This window comes from Pseudophaeobacter sp. C1-32P7 (assembly GCF_041008775.1).
Taxonomy (GTDB): Bacteria; Pseudomonadota; Alphaproteobacteria; order Rhodobacterales; family Rhodobacteraceae; genus Phycobacter; species Phycobacter gallaeciensis_A.
This window is the reverse complement of sequence record NZ_JAXGFR010000004.1, coordinates 40,614-57,909: the sequence shown is the minus strand read 5'-3', so window position 1 is coordinate 57,909 and position 17,296 is coordinate 40,614. Positions and strand designations below refer to the sequence as shown.

The 17,296-nt window shown below is 62.5% G+C and carries 17 protein-coding genes and 1 tRNA gene; 10 read left to right on the top strand and 8 right to left on the bottom strand.

From position 1 onward, the window contains the following. Positions 1–3 precede the first annotated feature (3 nt). Positions 4–1,125 carry an FAD-binding protein gene (locus tag SM763_RS07040; RefSeq protein ID WP_368998229.1) on the bottom strand — a complete coding sequence of 374 codons (1,122 nt, stop codon included), beginning with the start codon at positions 1,123–1,125 and terminating at the stop codon, positions 4–6. Positions 1,126–1,169: 44 nt separating this feature from the next. Continuing rightward, complete coding sequence (locus tag SM763_RS07035) at positions 1,170–2,618, bottom strand: FAD-linked oxidase C-terminal domain-containing protein (RefSeq protein ID WP_065271691.1); 1,449 nt, start codon at positions 2,616–2,618, stop codon at positions 1,170–1,172. Positions 2,619–2,700: 82 nt separating this feature from the next. Between SM763_RS07035 and SM763_RS07030 the strand changes: the two genes are divergently transcribed. Further along, positions 2,701–3,435 (top strand): DUF599 domain-containing protein, encoded by a 735-nt coding sequence (locus SM763_RS07030; protein WP_065271692.1) that lies wholly within the window; start codon positions 2,701–2,703, stop codon positions 3,433–3,435. Positions 3,436–3,472: 37 nt separating this feature from the next. Further along, positions 3,473–3,832 carry a hypothetical protein gene (locus SM763_RS07025; RefSeq protein ID WP_368998081.1) on the top strand — a complete coding sequence of 120 codons (360 nt, stop codon included), beginning with the start codon at positions 3,473–3,475 and terminating at the stop codon, positions 3,830–3,832. Positions 3,833–3,841: 9 nt separating this feature from the next. Here SM763_RS07025 and rlmH read toward each other — a convergent pair whose 3' ends face one another. The 3 genes from rlmH to SM763_RS07010 all read right to left on the bottom strand — a co-directional run bounded on the left by rlmH (position 3,842) and on the right by SM763_RS07010 (position 6,322). Continuing rightward, entirely contained in the window at positions 3,842–4,312 is a 471-nt protein-coding gene (rlmH, locus tag SM763_RS07020; RefSeq protein ID WP_274835610.1) for a 23S rRNA (pseudouridine(1915)-N(3))-methyltransferase RlmH, read from the bottom strand. 107 nt (positions 4,313–4,419) lie between these two features. After that, on the bottom strand, positions 4,420–4,779 hold the full coding sequence (rsfS, locus tag SM763_RS07015) for a ribosome silencing factor (protein WP_274830456.1): 360 nt from the start codon (positions 4,777–4,779) through the stop codon (positions 4,420–4,422). 178 nt (positions 4,780–4,957) lie between these two features. Beyond that, positions 4,958–6,322 (bottom strand): mechanosensitive ion channel family protein, encoded by a 1,365-nt coding sequence (locus SM763_RS07010; protein ID WP_368998080.1) that lies wholly within the window; start codon positions 6,320–6,322, stop codon positions 4,958–4,960. Between the two features lie 123 nt (positions 6,323–6,445). Between SM763_RS07010 and SM763_RS07005 the strand changes: the two genes are divergently transcribed. The 5 genes from SM763_RS07005 (at position 6,446) to SM763_RS06985 (ending at position 10,990) form a co-directional block, all read left to right on the top strand. Further along, on the top strand, positions 6,446–6,559 hold the full coding sequence (locus SM763_RS07005) for an isopropylmalate isomerase (RefSeq protein ID WP_065271695.1): 114 nt from the start codon (positions 6,446–6,448) through the stop codon (positions 6,557–6,559). 53 nt (positions 6,560–6,612) lie between these two features. Beyond that, positions 6,613–8,019 (top strand): 3-isopropylmalate dehydratase large subunit, encoded by a 1,407-nt coding sequence (leuC, locus tag SM763_RS07000; RefSeq protein WP_368998079.1) that lies wholly within the window; start codon positions 6,613–6,615, stop codon positions 8,017–8,019. Between the two features lie 12 nt (positions 8,020–8,031). Next, positions 8,032–8,637 carry a 3-isopropylmalate dehydratase small subunit gene (gene leuD, locus SM763_RS06995; protein WP_065271697.1) on the top strand — a complete coding sequence of 202 codons (606 nt, stop codon included), beginning with the start codon at positions 8,032–8,034 and terminating at the stop codon, positions 8,635–8,637. A 434-nt stretch (positions 8,638–9,071) separates the two neighbouring features. Further along, positions 9,072–9,905 carry a hypothetical protein gene (locus tag SM763_RS06990; protein ID WP_274840017.1) on the top strand — a complete coding sequence of 278 codons (834 nt, stop codon included), beginning with the start codon at positions 9,072–9,074 and terminating at the stop codon, positions 9,903–9,905. Further along, the gene (locus tag SM763_RS06985; protein WP_368998078.1) at positions 9,902–10,990 is read left to right on the top strand and encodes an endonuclease/exonuclease/phosphatase family protein; all 1,089 of its coding nucleotides are present in this window, start codon (positions 9,902–9,904) and stop codon (positions 10,988–10,990) included. Before SM763_RS06990 ends, SM763_RS06985 begins: the two co-directional genes overlap by 4 nt. On the opposite strand, the gene SM763_RS06980 is transcribed toward SM763_RS06985, so the two are convergent. Continuing rightward, positions 10,987–11,889, bottom strand: coding sequence for a sugar nucleotide-binding protein (locus SM763_RS06980; RefSeq protein ID WP_368998077.1), 903 nt, complete (start codon positions 11,887–11,889; stop codon positions 10,987–10,989). The genes SM763_RS06985 and SM763_RS06980 overlap by 4 nt on opposite strands. 92 nt (positions 11,890–11,981) lie before the next feature. Between SM763_RS06980 and SM763_RS06975 the strand changes: the two genes are divergently transcribed. Together SM763_RS06975 and leuB are read left to right on the top strand one after the other, a co-directional pair. After that, the gene (locus SM763_RS06975) at positions 11,982–12,890 is read left to right on the top strand and encodes a LysR family transcriptional regulator (RefSeq protein ID WP_368998076.1); all 909 of its coding nucleotides are present in this window, start codon (positions 11,982–11,984) and stop codon (positions 12,888–12,890) included. A gap of 73 nt (positions 12,891–12,963) precedes the next feature. Next, on the top strand, positions 12,964–14,067 hold the full coding sequence (leuB, locus tag SM763_RS06970; protein ID WP_368998075.1) for a 3-isopropylmalate dehydrogenase: 1,104 nt from the start codon (positions 12,964–12,966) through the stop codon (positions 14,065–14,067). On the opposite strand, the gene SM763_RS06965 is transcribed toward leuB, so the two are convergent. After that, positions 14,064–15,677 carry a Na/Pi cotransporter family protein gene (locus tag SM763_RS06965; RefSeq protein WP_368998074.1) on the bottom strand — a complete coding sequence of 538 codons (1,614 nt, stop codon included), beginning with the start codon at positions 15,675–15,677 and terminating at the stop codon, positions 14,064–14,066. The two genes, leuB and SM763_RS06965, sit on opposite strands and share 4 nt — an antisense overlap. Positions 15,678–15,810: 133 nt before the next feature. On the opposite strand from SM763_RS06965, the gene SM763_RS06960 reads away from it, so the two are divergent. Further along, a tRNA-Pro gene (locus SM763_RS06960) sits at positions 15,811–15,887 on the top strand. Between the two features lie 55 nt (positions 15,888–15,942). Here SM763_RS06960 and SM763_RS06955 read toward each other — a convergent pair. Then, on the bottom strand, positions 15,943–17,232 hold the full coding sequence (locus SM763_RS06955) for a TRAP transporter large permease (RefSeq protein WP_065271704.1): 1,290 nt from the start codon (positions 17,230–17,232) through the stop codon (positions 15,943–15,945). Positions 17,233–17,296: the final 64 nt, after the last annotated feature.

Here is a 17,296-nt window from a genome sequence, read left to right as displayed (position 1 = left end):
GTCTTATCCCATCAGGCCAGGGTTCAGGATCCCGCGCGGATCGAACTGGTCGCGCAGCCCTTTGGACAGGGCGGCAAGAGGCGCCGGTTGTGGTTCGAACCGGCCAAGGCGCGCAGCCGTTTCGGCACTGGCGCGGACCAAGGTGGCATGGCCTGGAACCGGTTCCATCCCGGTGCCTTCGCCCGACATCTTTTTGCGCAGATCGCTGCCTTCGGGCATCAGCGCCCAGATCAAGCCGCCGCCCCAGTCGAACTGCAGCGCCGTCGCGCCAAGGCGCGGCGCCAACTCCACTGCATCGGATGGTTTCACGCTGATCCGCCAGACATCACCGTCATGGCCGTGGAACGCTGCCACATCGCGGATGCTACGCCACAGATCCTCGTCCGCCTCGGCGCGGTGCGCAATGCCGTGCTCAGCCAGCCGTTTCACCAACGCATCACAGCGGTAGCCCACCGATTCTTCGAAGCCTTCGACGCGGATATGGGCGGTCATCGTGTCGGGATCATATGCGGCCCCGGTCACATCAAAGGGCGAGCCAAGCGCCGCGGACATCGCCCGCACCGCGCCCGGCAGATCCAGACCGCCAACCGAAACCGTGGCCATCTGCGCCGCACGCGGCAGCACCTTGAAGGACACCTCGCTCAGCACTCCCAGCGTCCCTTGCGCGCCGGACATCAGTTTCACCAGATCGTAGCCGGTGACGTTCTTCATCACCCGGCCGCCGTTCTTGACGATCTGGCCGGTGCCATCGACAAAACGCACGCCCAGCAAGAAATCCCGTGCCGCGCCCGACTGAATGCGGCGCGGGCCAGAGATATTGGCGGCAAAGAGCGAACCGATGGTCGGCGTGCCTTCGTTGCCCAGAAGACCACGATAATCTGCCGGTTCAAAGGCAAGGCGCTGGTTTTCTGCGGCCAGCAATCCCTCGATCTCTGCCACCGGGGTTCCGGCCTTGGCCACAAGTGTCAGCGCGCCGGGTTCATAAAGCTCAACCCCGCTGAGGGCAGAAAGGCTCAGGGTCTCCCCTTCCACGGCCATGCCACGGGTGCCGCCGCCCTGGATGTTGAGGGGGCCCTTGGCCGCAGCGATCATTCTGGCCAGTTCGGCCTCGCTTTCGGGTCGCATCATGGTCTTTTCCAAACGTTCTGGAGAATCATTGAAGGCAGGGTTCATTCCGCCGCCAGCGCCGGAGTGCGGCGGCTTTCGGTTACCGACAGCGGGAAGACCTTGGCTGGGTTCAGCAGCCACTGCGGATCGAAGACATCCTTGACCTTCAGCTGGGCCTCCAGATCATCGCCCGAGTACTGGTGCAGCATCAGATCGCGTTTTTCGATCCCGACGCCATGTTCGCCGGTCAGGCAGCCGCCGACTTCGACGCAGAGTTTGAGTACCTCGGCGCCGAATTCCTCGCAGAGTTCAAGGTCTCCGGGTTTATTGGCGTCGAACAGGATCAGCGGGTGCATGTTGCCATCGCCGGCGTGAAACACATTGGCCACCGCCAGCCCAAATTCCTTGCTCATCTCGCCGATGCGACGCAGCACGTAGGGCAAAGAGGACACCGGAATAGTCCCATCAAGGCACATGTAGTCGTTGATCTGCCCCATGGCGCCAAAGGCGGATTTGCGGCCCAGCCAGATCCGCGCGGCCTCATCCGCATCAGTGGCTTCGCGCAGCTCGACCGGGTTGTGGGATTGGGCGATGTCTTTGATCACCTTCAGCTGCGCGTCGATCTCGGCATCGCTGCCTTCGACCTCGATGATCAGCAGCGCCTCGCACATGGGGTAGCCCGCCTTGGCAAAGGCCTCGCAGGCCTCAATGCAGGGACGGTCCATGAACTCGATAGCGACGGGCAGCACGCCCGCCTTGATAATATCGCTGACGCAGGCGCCGGCCACTTCGTTACTGTCATAGCCGATCAGCACGGGACGGGCGCCTTCGGGCTTGTGCAGAATCCGCAGGGTCGCCTCGGTCACGACGCCAAGCTGCCCCTCGCTGCCGCAGATGACACCAAGCAGATCCAAGCCGCCCGCATCCAAATGGGCGCCGCCGATTTCGACCACGGTGCCATCCATCATCACCATGGTAACGCCCATCAGGTTGTTGGTTGTCACGCCATACTTCAGACAGTGCGCCCCGCCCGAGTTCATCGCGATATTGCCGGCAATTGCGCAGGCCAGCTGGCTCGACGGGTCGGGCGCGTAGAAGAAATCCTCCTCCTCCACCGCGCCGGATACGGAGAGGTTGGTACGCCCGGTCTGCACCCGGATGATGCGGTTCTCGTAATCGGTCTCCAGCACGTCATTCATCCGTGCAACGCCCAGGATCACGCAATCCGCGGTTGGCAGGGCGCCCCCGGCCAGCGAGGTGCCCGACCCGCGCGGCACCACAGGCACGCCCTCTTCGTGGCAGATACGCAGGACCTCGGACACTTCAGCCGTGCTGCGCGGCAGCACCGCCAGCAGCGGCGGACATTTGTAAGCCGTCAGCGCATCACATTCATAGGCACGGGTTTCCGCCTCCTCCGTGATCAGGGCGTCTGCGGGCAAAACCTTTGCCAGCCGCGCGGCCAGGTGGGCTTTGCGCGACAGGACTTTGGGATCCGGGGCTGGCATTTCCATGGCGGGCACTCCTCTTTGGTAAACTTATATTACCAATTCATGCCATCTGGCAAGGGACCAGTTGCTGGGCTAGGGTGGCGGCATGATCTGGATTGACCGTATCGCCCTGTTTTCGACCCTGGATTTTGCCGCGCTGACGCTGATTGTCGCGGGCTGGATCTGGATCGGCTGGCGGATCGAGAACCCTGCGGCTGGCAAGCCTTCGGTGTCCTACCTGATGGCGGATTTCCGGCGCGACTGGATGGTGCAGATGGTGACCCGCCAACCGCGCATGTTTGACGCGCAGCTGATCAGCGGCCTGCGGCAAGGCACGACGTTCTTTGCCTCGGCCTCGATGATCGCAATGGGCGGAGGACTGGCGCTGATCGGCAATACCGAACAGCTGGCCGGCGTTGCCGAGGATCTGATTCAGGACAGCGCGCCCGCCTTTGTCTGGGAGGTCAAGATCCTGACGGTTCTGCTGTTTCTGGCCAATGCCTTTTTGAAATATGTCTGGGCGCACCGGTTGTTCGGCTATTGTTCGGTACTGATGGCAGCGGTACCCAATGATCCCGCTGAGCCACTGGCCCTGCCCCGCGCGGCGCAGGCGGCGGATCTGTCGATCACCGCCGCGCGCAGTTTCAACCGGGGTATGCGCTGCACCTATTTCGCGCTGGCCTCGGCTGCGTGGCTGGCGGGGGCGATCCCGCTGATCCTGGCCACGCTGATCACTTTGGCGGTGCTTTACCGGCGCGAATTCGCATCGCAGTCCCGCAGCGTGCTGTTGCGCATTCCGCCCGAGACGCGGAGACAGGATGCGGACGACACATCTTCATGATTCCGCACCCAGCCGCGACCCGACTATGATGCACTTCATGAAACCTGCTATGATCATCCTGCTTTGCGCGCTGAGCGCGGCTTCTCCCGCCCTCGCCGAGGCGCCCCGAATCGAAGGTGCAACCGCCCACCAGAACGGCAGCAGCTGGACGATCAGCGTGACGCTGTCCCATGCCGATACGGGATGGGAGCACTATGCCGATGGCTGGCGCGTGCTGGATGAGAATGGCCGCGAACTGGGCCTGCGGGTGTTGGCGCATCCGCATGTGAACGAACAGCCCTTCACCCGCAGCCTGAGCGGCATCGCAATCCCGGAGGGAACCCGGCATGTCAGCCTTCAGGCGCGCTGCATCGTGGATGGCTGGAGCGACGAAAGCTTTCGCCTGACCCTGCCCTGACCAGCCCCATCAGGTTCTGTGATAGGGGCTACCGGACAGGATGGTTGCGGCGCGGTAGATCTGCTCGGCCAGCATCACCCGGACCAGCATATGCGGCCAGACCATCTTGCCAAATGAGATCGAAAAATCCGCCTCGGCGCGCAGGCCCGGGTCGATGCCATCGGCGCCGCCAATGATCAGCGCCAGATCCTGTCGCCCACTGTCGCGCCAGTCTGCCATCTTGCCCGCAAAATCGGGCGAGGACAGCAGCTTGCCCCGTTCATCCAGGGTGCAGATCAGCGCGCCCTTGGGCAAAGCCTTGCGCAGCAGATCCGCCTCGGCGGACATGCCAAGGTTCTTCTTGTCCTCGACCTCAACCACCCGCGCAGGGCCAAGGCCAAGGGCGCGGCCGGTGCGGTCGAACCGTGTCAGATAGTCGTCGATCAGGGATTTTTCCGGGCCGGAGCGGAGCCGCCCGACCGCACAGATATGTACACGCATAAGAGGGATCCCGCCCGCCTGCCGATCTCAGCCAAGGAAATCACAGGTAGGTCTTTCGGGGCGCCGCCGAACCTGGTGGTCGTGGGCAGCCGCCCCCGTTTCCAAAATCAGCTGCTGGTCGCGCCCGCGCCGGGCACCCACATCTTTTCCAGCTGATAGAACTCGCGCACTTCGGGGCGGAAGATATGGACGATCACGTCGCCGGTATCGATCAGCACCCAGTCGCCGGCGTCCTTGCCCTCGACCTTGCTGATGATGCCGTAGTCCTGCTTCAGCCGGTCGGTCAGCTTTTCGGCCATGGCCGCAACCTGACGGGTTGAGCGACCGGAAGCGATGACCATGAAGTCGCCAATGGCCGTTTTGCCGCGCAGATCGATCTGCACAACATCTTCGGCCTTGTCATCATCCAGAGAGGTCAGGATCCGCTCCAGCAGCACCTCGCTGGTGGGTCGAGTCTTGGCAGGCATAGGGGCTGCCTCATTAACAGCGGCAACTGCCGCTTGGGGTTCGGGTGACAGGACAGTGTCCTCCTTGCTGCGCGCCGAAACACCCCCGGCGCCGGGGTTGCGTTAAATGTAGCAAGACAGGGGCCTTTTTTCAATGAAGCTTCGCTGCATTGCCGCGATGGCATATGCGCACTCTTTTTCAACCCTTTGGCGCCCCTGGCGCGGGCTCTTCTACCGGCTCTGAGATTTCCAGCGGAGTATTTAAAACCCGAACTTCGCGCTGCGGGAAGGGAATCGATATGCCTTCGGCCTGAAAGGCGTCCCAGAGGGCAAGAAACACATTGCCCCGGATATTGGTCAGCCCCGCCGTGGGATCGCTGATCCAGAACCGCAGCACATAATCGACGCTGCTGTCGCCAAAGCCGGTGATGTGACAGACCGGCGCCTTGCCGGGAGTGGACAGCACCCGATTCACGGAGCGCGCAGCGGCAATGGCCACCCGGCGCACCTGATGCGGATCATCGCCATAGCCGGTACCGAAATTGATATCGAGCCGCACGTAGCGGTCAGAATGGGACCAGTTCACCACCTGCGAGGTGATCAGATCCTCGTTCGGGATCAGGTATTCGCGCCCGTCCCGCGTCACCACCGAGACATAGCGCGCACCCAGCGCGTTGATCCAACCGAAGGTCTCCCCGAGCGAGATCACATCCCCCGGCTTGATCGAGCGATCCATCAGGATGATGATACCCGACACCAAGTTAGACACCACTTTCTGCAGACCAAAGCCGATCCCAACGCCAACTGCACCGGACAGGACGGCCAGTCCGGTCAGGTCGAAGCCGATGGCGCGGATGCTGATAATGATTGCCAGCCCATAGAGGGCCAGCTGGATGGCCTTGCCGATCAGCACCTGCATCGAAGGAGAGATATCGCTGTTGCCCTTCAGCCCCTTGCCCGCCGCGTTAGAGCCGAACCGCGCCAGCGTCAGCAGAACCGCCGCCAGCATCAGCGCCTTCAGAACCGCGAGCATCGACAGGTGCATGGCGCCAAATGTGATCGCAACGCTGTCCAGAAACTCTGCTACGTCATCGACAAGGTTCAGCGCCACCAGCGTCGCGTAGATCCACAGGGACCATGTGAACAGCCGCCGCAGCGTGTGATTGCGCACCAGCCGGGCGATGATCCCGATCACCAGCCAGGCCGTGGCCAGGGTCGCCGCGATCCCGATCAGGTAGCTGCGCGACGGCCAGGTCACATTCTGCATCAGCAGGTAAGCCGCCCAGGACAAGACGATGAAGTAAATCAGCGTCAGCCGCCGGATCATGTGAATCAGCGCCCGCAGCCGCCACTTTGGCCAGCCGGTGCGGCGATGCCCCCAATGGTCCCACTGTGTTTTGGTCAAAAGACGCAGCAGATAAGCTAGAATCACCAGTCCGCCAACGATCAGCATCTGGTACTGTCGCCAGCCCGGGGTCAGGAACTGCTCCGACAGCATCCAGACTTTGCTCCACAGCGACACCAGAAATTCGATCAATGTCTCAGGCAACTGCTCTTGATTCATGGGGACCTCCACCGCCCAGCATGGCGTCGGCCGCAATGAGGTTGCAAGGAAAACCGCGCAGCCGGGATTGGGCGACGCCCTTTCGAACCGCACTGCTCGAACCTTGATTGTCAGGCGGGGCGGATGTATCTGACAGGCATGACCTTCGTATTGGCCCAGAAAATCGAACTGCAAGACCGCGCACGCCTGCGCGAACGGTTCTATGGCGCCGCCCGCACGGTCCTGGCGCGCCTATAAGGCTGCAGCCCAGCCCAAAGCCAGCTATTCCAATACAGAACGGGAGAGGACCCATGTCCCCCAAAACACTCTATGACAAAATCTGGGATGCGCATCTTGCGCATGAAGCAGAGGACGGCACCTGCCTGCTTTATATCGACCGCCACCTGGTTCACGAAGTAACCAGCCCGCAGGCCTTTGAGGGGCTGCGCATGGCGGGCCGCACCGTGCATTCCCCGGATAAAACCATCGCCGTGCCGGATCACAACGTGCCCACCACGATGGGCCGCGAAGACCCGGCGCAGATGACCGAGGAAAGCCGCATCCAGGTCGCGGCGCTCGATAAGAACGCCAAGGAATTTGGCGTGCACTATTACCCGGTCAGCGACATTCGTCAGGGCATCGTGCACATCGTCGGCCCCGAGCAAGGCTGGACTCTGCCCGGCATGACCGTGGTCTGTGGTGACAGCCACACGGCAACCCACGGCGCATTCGGCGCGCTGGCGCATGGTATCGGCACCTCCGAGGTCGAACACGTTCTGGCCACCCAGACGCTGATCCAGAAGAAATCCAAGAACATGAAGGTGGAGATCACCGGCAAGCTGAAGCCGGGCGTCACCGCCAAGGACATCACCCTTGCAGTGATCGGCGAGACCGGCACCGCCGGCGGCACCGGTTATGTCATCGAATATTGCGGCGAAGCGATCCGCGATCTGTCGATGGAAGGCCGCATGACCGTCTGCAACATGGCCATCGAAGGCGGCGCCCGCGCTGGCCTGATCGCGCCGGATGAAACCACCTTTGAATACGTCAAAGGCCGCCCGCACGCCCCGAAAGGCGCCCAGTGGGAAGCCGCGATGGACTGGTGGAAGACGCTCTACACCGACGAAGGCGCGCATTTCGACAAGGTCGTGACGCTCAAAGGCGAAGACATCCAGCCCGTCGTGACCTGGGGCACCTCGCCCGAGGACGTGCTGCCGATCACCGGCGTCGTGCCCGCCCCCGAAGAGTTCGAAGGCGGCAAGGTCGAAGCGGCGCGCCGCTCGATCGAGTATATGGGGCTCACCCCCGGTCAGAAACTGACCGACATCGAGATCGACACCGTCTTCATCGGCTCCTGCACCAATGGCCGGATCGAGGATCTGCGGGCCGTGGCCGAAGTGGTCAAAGGCAAGAAGATCAAGGACGGCATGCGCGCCATGATCGTGCCCGGCTCGGGTCTGGTCCGCGCTCAGGCCGAAGAAGAAGGCCTTGCCGAGATCTTCAAGGAGGCCGGTTTCGAGTGGCGCCTTGCGGGCTGCTCCATGTGCCTGGCGATGAACCCCGACCAGCTGTCCGAGGGTGAGCGCTGCGCCGCCACCTCGAACCGCAACTTCGAGGGGCGTCAGGGCTACAAGGGCCGCACCCATCTGGTCAGCCCGGCCATGGCCGCCGCCGCTGCCATCACCGGTCATCTGACCGATGTCCGTGATTTGATGTAAGGAGCCAGCACGATGGAAAAGTTTGAAAAGCTCACCGGTATCGCCGCGCCCATGCCGCTGGTCAACATCGACACCGACATGATCATCCCCAAGGTGTTCCTGAAATCGATCCAGCGGACCGGGTTCGGCAAGAACCTGTTCGACGAGATGCGCTATAATCGCGACGGCAGCGAAATCCCCGATTTCGTGTTGAACAAGCCGCAGTATCGCAACGCCGAGATCCTGGTTGCGGGCGATAACTTCGGCTGCGGCTCCTCCCGCGAACACGCGCCCTGGGCGATTGCAGATTTCGGCATCAAATGCGTGATCTCCACCTCCTTTGCCGACATCTTCTTCAACAACTGCTTCAAGAACGGCATCCTGCCGATCGTTCTGCCGCAGGAACAGGTCGATATCCTGATGAAGGACGCGGAAAAGGGAGCCAATGCCCGCATGACCGTGGATCTGGAGGCGCAGGAAATCACCACTTCGGACGGCGAAGTGATCAAGTTCGACGTCGATGCCTTCAAGAAGCACTGCCTTCTGAACGGTCTCGACGATATCGGGCTGACCATGGAGAAAGCCGGAGCGATCGAGGCCTTCGAAAACAAGATGGCCCAGGAACGCCCCTGGGTCTGATCCCTTCCGGCATTGCCATTCTGACACATTTGAAAGCCGCCCGTTCCGGGCGGCTTTCTTTGTTCCAGCACAGCCCCATTTGCGGCACCGCGCCACAATTGAGACATATTCCCTAAGATTCTCGCGGCCCGCGCAATCGCAGGCTGACCCCGTCATGACGGCTTGCGGTTGAACCAGTCGCTTCCCCTAAATCTGGTATATCGGCCTACAAGGTGCTGAAACAGAAGGCATCTATTGATGTATTCCGGCACCAGTTCCGGCCCGAACACCCGCCCGGGTGGTGGATTCTCTTTCAGAACCCTTGAGTGGTTTCCTGCCAGCGTGCAGAAATAGGGCAGAATTGAGGCAGACTCCCGGACGCAGATCCGGGGCACAAGTTGGAACAAAGGCACGGCAAAGCACCGGCCAGTCCAGGTTGAAGGGAACAGATCGTAGTGTTTGCACGCATCATAGGCGCGGCAACCCGCGGCGTATTGGTGGCATTGCTGATCGCGATGCCGTCCTTGCTGCTGCCGGTATCGGCCACCGAATCCCCCGAGATTATCGTCTTCATGGCGCTTCTGGGTGGCACCCTTACCTTTGCCGAGTATTTCTCCAGCTTTCCCAGCTTTGTCGAATTCCGTCAGGCACCGCCGCTGAACCGGATGCGGTTCCTGTCTCTTTTTGCCATGGTCGGGCTGCTCAGCCTGCTCGCCCGCCATCCGCTGGACCCGACCGGTCTGACCGCTTTGGTGCATGAAGTGGCCGCGCGGCTGGGCGCCGGGATGGATTTTGCCTACTCCCCGGTGCAGTTGACCACCCTGATGATGCCCGCCGATGTGCCCGACGCAACGGTTCTGGCGGTTCGCTCGGCAGCCGGGATCAGCTATCTGGTGGCGGCGCTCAGCATCGTAACCTTTGCACTGGCGGTCCGCATCGGGAACTGGCCGCTGGGCAACGGCGCCTTCAACGTCTGGGTTAACCTACCACTGTTCGATCCCACCACGGGCGGCGATGTGGTGATCCGTCTGCAACGGGACGGACGCGTCAACATGGTGATCGGCGCGCTGCTGCCCTTTGCCATTCCGGCGGCCATCAAACTGGCCTCGGGAATCATCGACCCCGCAGTGTTTGCCGCACCGCAGACTCTGGTCTGGACGGTCAGCGCCTGGGCCTTTGTCCCAGCCTCGATGATCATGCGCGGGCTGGCGCTGATGCGGGTGGCCGAGTTGATCGCCCAGCGCCGCCGCGCCGCCTATGCCGATCCCGAGACTCTGCAAACCGCATGAGACACCGCGCCGGTCTTGTTCTGTCCGGTGCCTTCCTTTTGCTGTCTCTGTTCCTGCCCGCGCAGGCTGATACGGTGCGGATCGCGACCTTCAATACCGAACTGTTCCGCAAGGGTCCCGGCCTGCTGCTACGCGATATCGAGCGCGGAGAGGACCCGCAGATCGCCGCCGTGATCGACGTCATCCTGGCGGCAAAGCCTGATGTTCTGACCTTGCAGGGTATTGACTGGGATTATTACAACCGGACCCTTCGGGCGCTCGAGCGCCATCTGGCTCTCGCCGGGCATCCTTTCCCCTATCTGTTTGCCGCCGCGCCGAATGCTGGCCTTCCCACGGGTCTGGATCTGGATGGTGATGGACGTCTGGGTGGCCCGGGGGATTCCCAGGGCTATGGCGATTTCACCGGCCGCGGCGGAATCGCCGTCCTGTCCCGTATCCCCATCGACACGGCTGAGGTTCTCGACCTTTCGCCGATGCTGTGGCGCGACCTGCCCGGTGCGTTGCTGCCACAAAACGCGGACGGCAGCCCCTTCCCGTCGGCCACGGCACAGGCGGTGCAGCGGCTATCCTCCACCGCCCATTGGGTGGTTCCACTACGCCTGCCCGGTGGAGCGCGGCTGGATTTGCTGACTTTTCAGGCGGGACCACCGGTGTTTGATGGACCGGAAGACCGCAATGGCCGCCGCAACCATGACGAAATCCGCCTGTGGCAACTGTTGCTGGATGGCCGCCTGCCCGAACCGTTTCAGCCCCCAGACCTGCACCGCTTCGTGCTCGCAGGGGGCGCCAATCTGGACCCTGACAAGGGCGCGGGCCTCAAAGGTGCGATCCGCCAGCTTCTGGAGGACCCCAGACTTCAGGATCCCCGCCCCGCCAGCCCCGAGGCGGGCCTCAACACGGTGGAGTGGGACAGCCCCGGGCGGATGCGGGTCGACTATATCTTGCCCTCGGCCAATCTGCAGATGGCGGACGCCGGGGTGCTCTGGTCCCTGCCGGGCACCGACAGCGCGAGCCGCGCCAGCCGTCACCGGCTGGTCTGGGTAGATATCGCGATGCCGTTACCGCCCCCCACGACCTCAGACTAGGCAGGTGAAGCCAAGCCCCTCTCCGCAGTGGTGTTCGCATAGGCTGCTGGCAGGGCTTGCGATATTGCCTCGGCCAGTGGCGTTTCCTGAAAATCGGGAAGGATCTTGCGGAACACGCTGCCGTCCAGCCGGTGCGCCGTATTCCAGAGGTAGCGCATTTCCAGCAGGCAGCGCCCCAACGGCCAGACCGGAGCCGCCAGCCTAAGCAGCCACCACGACATGCCCTTCAAGGCAACCGGCTGGCGCAGGCTCGCATTCACCGCGGCAAACAACTCCCGCCCCGTCAGCGTATAGCCCGGGAACGGCACATCCAGATAGACCGGCAGTTCGTCCGCGCGCGCAGCGAGGGCAACAGCAGCCCGCGCCAGATCCGGCAGAAAGGCCCAGGCATGCTGCAGATCCGGGTTGCCGGGATAGACAAACCGGCCCTTTGCCAGTTTCGCGGTCATAACCGTGTCAAACCAGTTGCCCGACTGCTCGGTATCCAGAAAATCACCAGCCCTGAGGACGATGGTGCGCACGCCAGAAGTCCGATAGGCATTCTCCATCGCAATGCGAATGCGGCCCAATGGGTTTTCGGCCCGATGGGGCGAGCGTTCGGACCAGGGCGACGGTGTGCCGGGACCAAAGACATAGACATTGCCCGGCACGATCACCGTGGCGCCGCTGGCCTTGGCCGCCGCGATGATCTTTGTGTGCAGATCCGGCACCTGCGCCGCCCAGTCGGGATAGGCTGGGTTCCAGGCCGCAACGATCACATCCTTGCCCTGCGCCGACTGCATCAGATTGTCCCGTTTGCGGTCAAAGCGGGTGACCTCGGCGCCCGCCTGTTCAAAGGCATGCGCACACGCGCGGCCAAAGCGGCCAGAGGCGCCGAGAATGAGAACCTTCCGTGTCATGATCTGTTCCTTCCATCGTGGTCAGGTTCAATCTATCCATTCACCATAATATACCAATTGCATAAAAATTCAGATCTGCCATTCAATATTGAATGGACAAAACGACACTCACCGACTGGTCCCTGATCCAGAGCTTTCTTGCCGTGGCCGAGACCGGCTCGCTATCGGCGGCGGCCGCGCAGCTGGGGCGCAGCCAGCCCACCATGGGCCGCCATATTCAGACCCTCGAAGAGCAGCTTGGGCAGCGGCTGTTCAACCGCCATCCGCGCGGCCTACACCTAAGCCCGGAAGGCGAAGCATTGCTGCCGATGGCGCAGGACATTCACGCCCGCATGCACGCGATCGGCCTGACCGCGGCGGGCCAATCGCAGGATCTGAAGGGCACCGTGCGCATCACCGCCAGCATCTTTGCCTCACATTACATCTTGCCGCACATCCTTGCCGATATCCGCGCTGCGCTGCCGCAGATAGAACTGGAACTGGTGCCCAGCGATGCCTCGGAAAACCTGGTATTTCGCGCCGCCGATATCGCCGTGCGAATGTACCGCCCGACCCAGCTTGATATTGTGACCCGCCACATCACGGACCTGCCGCTCGGGGCCTTTGCGGCCAAACGGTATCTGGACCGCCGCGGACGGCCAACAGATCTGGAGAGCCTCTGGAGCCATGATCTCATCGGCTATGACGATGACGATCTGATCCTGCGCACCATGCGGGCAATGGGCATCCACGCGGACAGGCATCACTTTGCTGTCCGCTGTGACAACCAATCCGCCTACTGGCAGCTCTTGCGGGCGGGCTGCGGGATCGGGTTTTCGCAATGCGGTGTCGCCCATCTGGACCCCGAGGTGGAAGAGCTGGATCTGGACATTCACATACCTCCCCTGCCGGTCTGGCTGGCGGCCCATTCCAGCATGCGGCAGACCCCACGGATCAGGCGGGTCTGGGATATGCTGGCCACCGGGCTGGAAAAGGCTGCAAAGCGGCCTCCGGCCCCTTAAATTCAAGGCCGCGTTATTGACCCTGCCCGCGGTGCAGAGTACCCCAATTCCAGCTATTTCAAGGAGGAAGCGCATGTCCAACCCATCGATTCTGATTCTGCCCGGAGACGGCATCGGCCCCGAGGTCATGGGCGAGGTCCGCAAGGTCATCGGCTGGTACGGTGACAAGCGCGACATTCAGTTCGATGTGAGCGAGGATCTGGTCGGCGGTGCCGCCTATGACAAGCACGGCACCCCGCTGCATGACGACACCATGGCCAAGGCACAGGAAGTCGACGCCGTCCTCTTGGGCGCCGTGGGTGGCCCGGAATACGACGTGCTGGACTTCTCGGTGAAACCGGAACGCGGCCTGTTGCGCCTGCGCAAGGAGATGGACCTTTACGCCAACCTGCGCCCTGCGCAGTGCTTTGACGCGCTGGCGGATTTCTCGTCCCTGAAAAAGGACGTCGTCGCGGGCCTCGACATCATGATCGTGCGCGAACTGACCTCTGGCATCTACTTTGGTGAGCCGCGCGGCATCATCGAGGAAGGCAACGAGCGCGTCGGCATCAACACCCAGCGCTACACCGAGAGCGAGATCGACCGCGTCGCACGCTCCGCCTTCGAACTGGCGATGAAGCGCGACAAGAAGCTCTGCTCGATGGAAAAGGCCAACGTTATGGAATCCGGCATTCTGTGGCGCGAAGTGGTGACCGAGGTTGGCAAGGAATACCCCGAGGTCGAGCTCAGCCACATGTACGCCGACGCCGGCGCCATGCAGCTGTGCCGCTGGCCCAAGCAGTTCGACGTGATCGTCACCGACAACCTGTTTGGCGACCTGCTGTCCGACGCCGCGGCGATGCTGACCGGCTCTTTGGGCATGCTGCCATCGGCCAGTCTTGGCAAACCGATGGCCAACGGTCGCCCCAAGGCGCTCTATGAGCCGGTGCATGGCTCTGCCCCCGACATCGCCGGTCAGGGCAAGGCGAACCCGATCGCCTGTATCCTCAGCTTTGCCATGGCGCTGCGCTATTCTTTCGACATGGGCGAAGAGGCCGACCGGCTCGAAGCCGCTGTCGAAAAGGTTCTGGCCGATGGCGTGCGCACCGCAGACCTTCTGGGCGAAGAAGGCGTCACGCCGGTCTCGACCAGCGAAATGGGCGACGCCATCGTCGCAGCTCTCGACGCCAGCCTCTAAGGCGCGTCGCTGTTTTCGGCTGCGGCGGGATCTTTCGCCGCAGCCAGCGCCCCGCGCGCAACACCGCCATAATATGCGATCCGTTCGGCATGATGCAGGCAGCGCTGCATCCAGCGCAGCGCATCGGTATGGGAAAACACATCCGACAGACTGTAGATACCAGCGTGCTCGCCCAGCAGAAGCGCGCGACGATGGCGTTTTGTGCGCCGCTCGATCAGGTCATATAGCCGCCCCAGCCGGGCCACCGTCTTCTCTTCCTCTGCGCGCCCTTCAGCAAGCTGCGCCAAGGCAAGCCCCATGGCCTGCGCCGGACGTCGCAGCATCGGGTCCTCTGACAGGGTCGCTGCCCGCCCTTTCTGCCCGCTCCGCGCCATAAGGCGCATTAGGTGGTCGGTCTGATGGAGCAGCGCCGCATAGGCACGCTCCTGATCTTCGCGCCCTTCGGACAGACGGATATCCGCCAGAAATTCCGACAATTCCTGCAAGGCCTCCTGCGCGGATTGCAGCCCCGACAGGGGCCGGTAATCCGGCGGATCGCGCAGCGCTGCGGCCAGGGCAGCATTCAGACGCTGGGATATGGTGGCCGTGGCGGCCTCCCCTGCGACAAGGGAAAGCCCTGGATCCTGCAACAGGGCCCGATCCAGATCGATCAGCGGCGCAGCGGGATGGTCCGGCACCAGCCGCGCGACCATGGCGGCAAATTGCTGAGTTATCGGCAGGAACATCGCGGTCCCGACGATGTTGAACCCCATGTGAAAGATCAGGACTGTCGTCACCGCCTCGGTTGCCTGTTCCAGCACCGGCAGCCACGCTGCGCCGGACAGAAGCGCGGCAAAGGCCACGACCGAGGTCGCCACGTTGAAGAACAGATTGGCCAGCGCCGTCTGCCGCATCGGGCGCGAACCGCCGACCGAGGCGAGAATTGCGGTGAACGTGGTGCCGACATTCATCCCGATCACGATGGCCAGCGCCTGCTCCAGCGGCAGGGCACCGCCCTGCACCATCACCAGTGCCAGCGCCATTGCCGCCGAGGATGACTGCATCACGATGGTCAACCCGGCGCCCAGCCCCACCAGCAATACCAGCCCCAAGAACGTATTCCCCGGCAGCATTTGTGGCGTCACCAGGTCGGAGGCACCGGCCATGCCCACCTGCATCAGATCAAGCCCGATCAACAGCAGGCACAGGCCCGACACCATCCGCCCGGCCCGCGCCACCGCGCCGCGCCCCAGCAAATCCGCCAGACCTGCAAACAGAAGACCGGCCATCGCCACACTGCCCAGCTTCAGCTTGAACCCCAGCAGGGAGACCAGCCAACCGGTGGCCGTGGTGCCGATATTGGCGCCATAGATCACCCCCAGCGCCTGCGGCATGGTCAACAACCCCGCCCCGACAAACCCAACCGTCATGACAGTGGTCGCGCTGGAGGATTGAATCACCGCTGTCGACAGGGTTCCGGTCATCACTCCGCGCAGCGGCGTTGTGGTGAACCGGGTCAGGATGTCCCGCAAATTTGAACCGGCCGCGTCCCGCAGCGCCGCCGTCATGATCTTCATTCCCACAAGGAACATACCGATGCCGCCAAGCACCGTGAGATAGTCTGCTGACATGTCAGCCTCGTTTTTCCCAAGGATGGCGCCCTGCCGCGCGGGACGCAAGTTTTCACAATCCGCGTTCATTGCAAAAAAGCATGACAAATCGGCTTGCAAAACCCGCGCGCCGGGTATAATGCCGCGCCACGGTCGGAGTGTAGCTCAGCCTGGTAGAGCACTGTCTTCGGGAGGCAGGGGCCGGAGGTTCGAATCCTCTCACTCCGACCAATAAAGCAAGGCGCCCCATGGGCGCCTTTGTTGTTTCTCGTCATATGTGCTTGGGTCAGCCAAGCATCAGAGATGGCAGCCAGAGCGTGATCTCCGGAAAGCACAGCAGTACCACCAGCACCACGAGTTCCATCAGAAGGAACGGCACGATGCCCCGGAAAATAGTGCCCAGCGCAACCCCAGTTTGGGCCGAGGCAACATAGGCGTTCAGGCCAAGCGGTGGCGTCAGTAGCCCGATCTCGACCGTCTTTGTCACCACGATCCCGAACCAGACGGGATCATAGCCCAGCGCCATCGCGGTCGGAAACGCCAGTGGCATCGCAAGGGACAGGATCGCCAGCTGGTCCATAAACATGCCCATAACCAGCAGAATCAGTACCATGAAGGCCAGAATCGCTGCACGCGGCAGATCCGTGGTCGATGCGAATTCCAAAAGCGCATGGGTGATCCGCGTGAAGGCCAGATAATTCGCGAAGATCGCCGAACAGGTGACGATGGCAACGATCATGACGGTCGCCCGGATGGCCGCGGACACAGATGTGCTCAGGCCGACAAAGGTTATGCTGCGCTGCACAAGAACAATGATGAGCGATCCCATCACGCCAAGCGCCGCAGCCTCGGACGGAGAGGCGACACCGCCGTAAATGGCACCGATGACGCCGACCATGAGCAACCCCATTGGGATCACGTGACGGCTGGCCTTGACCGCCTTGCCTAGCTGGAACGGATCCCCTTTAGGCGCCTGATCCGTACGTGTCGCGATGATCTTGATCACCAGGGCCAGACCGGATGCCGTCAGCAATCCCGGCACAATGCCAGCAATGAACAGCTGCCCGATCGAGGTTTCCGTGAGGACGCCATAGACAACCAGCACGATGGACGGCGGCACCACCACGGCAAGCGTGCCCCCCACACTGACCACGGCCGCCGCCAGACGGTCAGCGTAGTTATGGTTACGCATCTCTGGAAAGGCCGATGCGGCCATTGCCGCAGTTGATGCGGTCGAACTGCCCACCAGCGCCGCCAGCAGCACAGAGGAGGCCACGGTCGCCATCGCAAGGCCGCCTTTGACATGGCCGATCCAGCACTGGCAGGCATGGATCGCGCGGCGCGTCACATCGCCCGAGGTCAAAAGCTCTGCCATGAGGATGAACAGCGGGATCGCCACCAGAATGAACGAGGACGAGCTGTCAAAGAAGATGCGTTCCAGCACAGCGAATGCAGGGCGCCATCCCAATTGCAAGGCAAGTCCGATGAAGCCAACCAACCCCATGGCGAATGCGATCGGCATCCGGAACACCATGAATAGGGCCAGCAGGCAAAGAAGGGCGAGGAAAGTAATCATGTTCGCGGCTCTGTCTTCAGGATCCGGGCAGCCGAATGGGCGCCCGGATCGTTTCAGTCTTTGT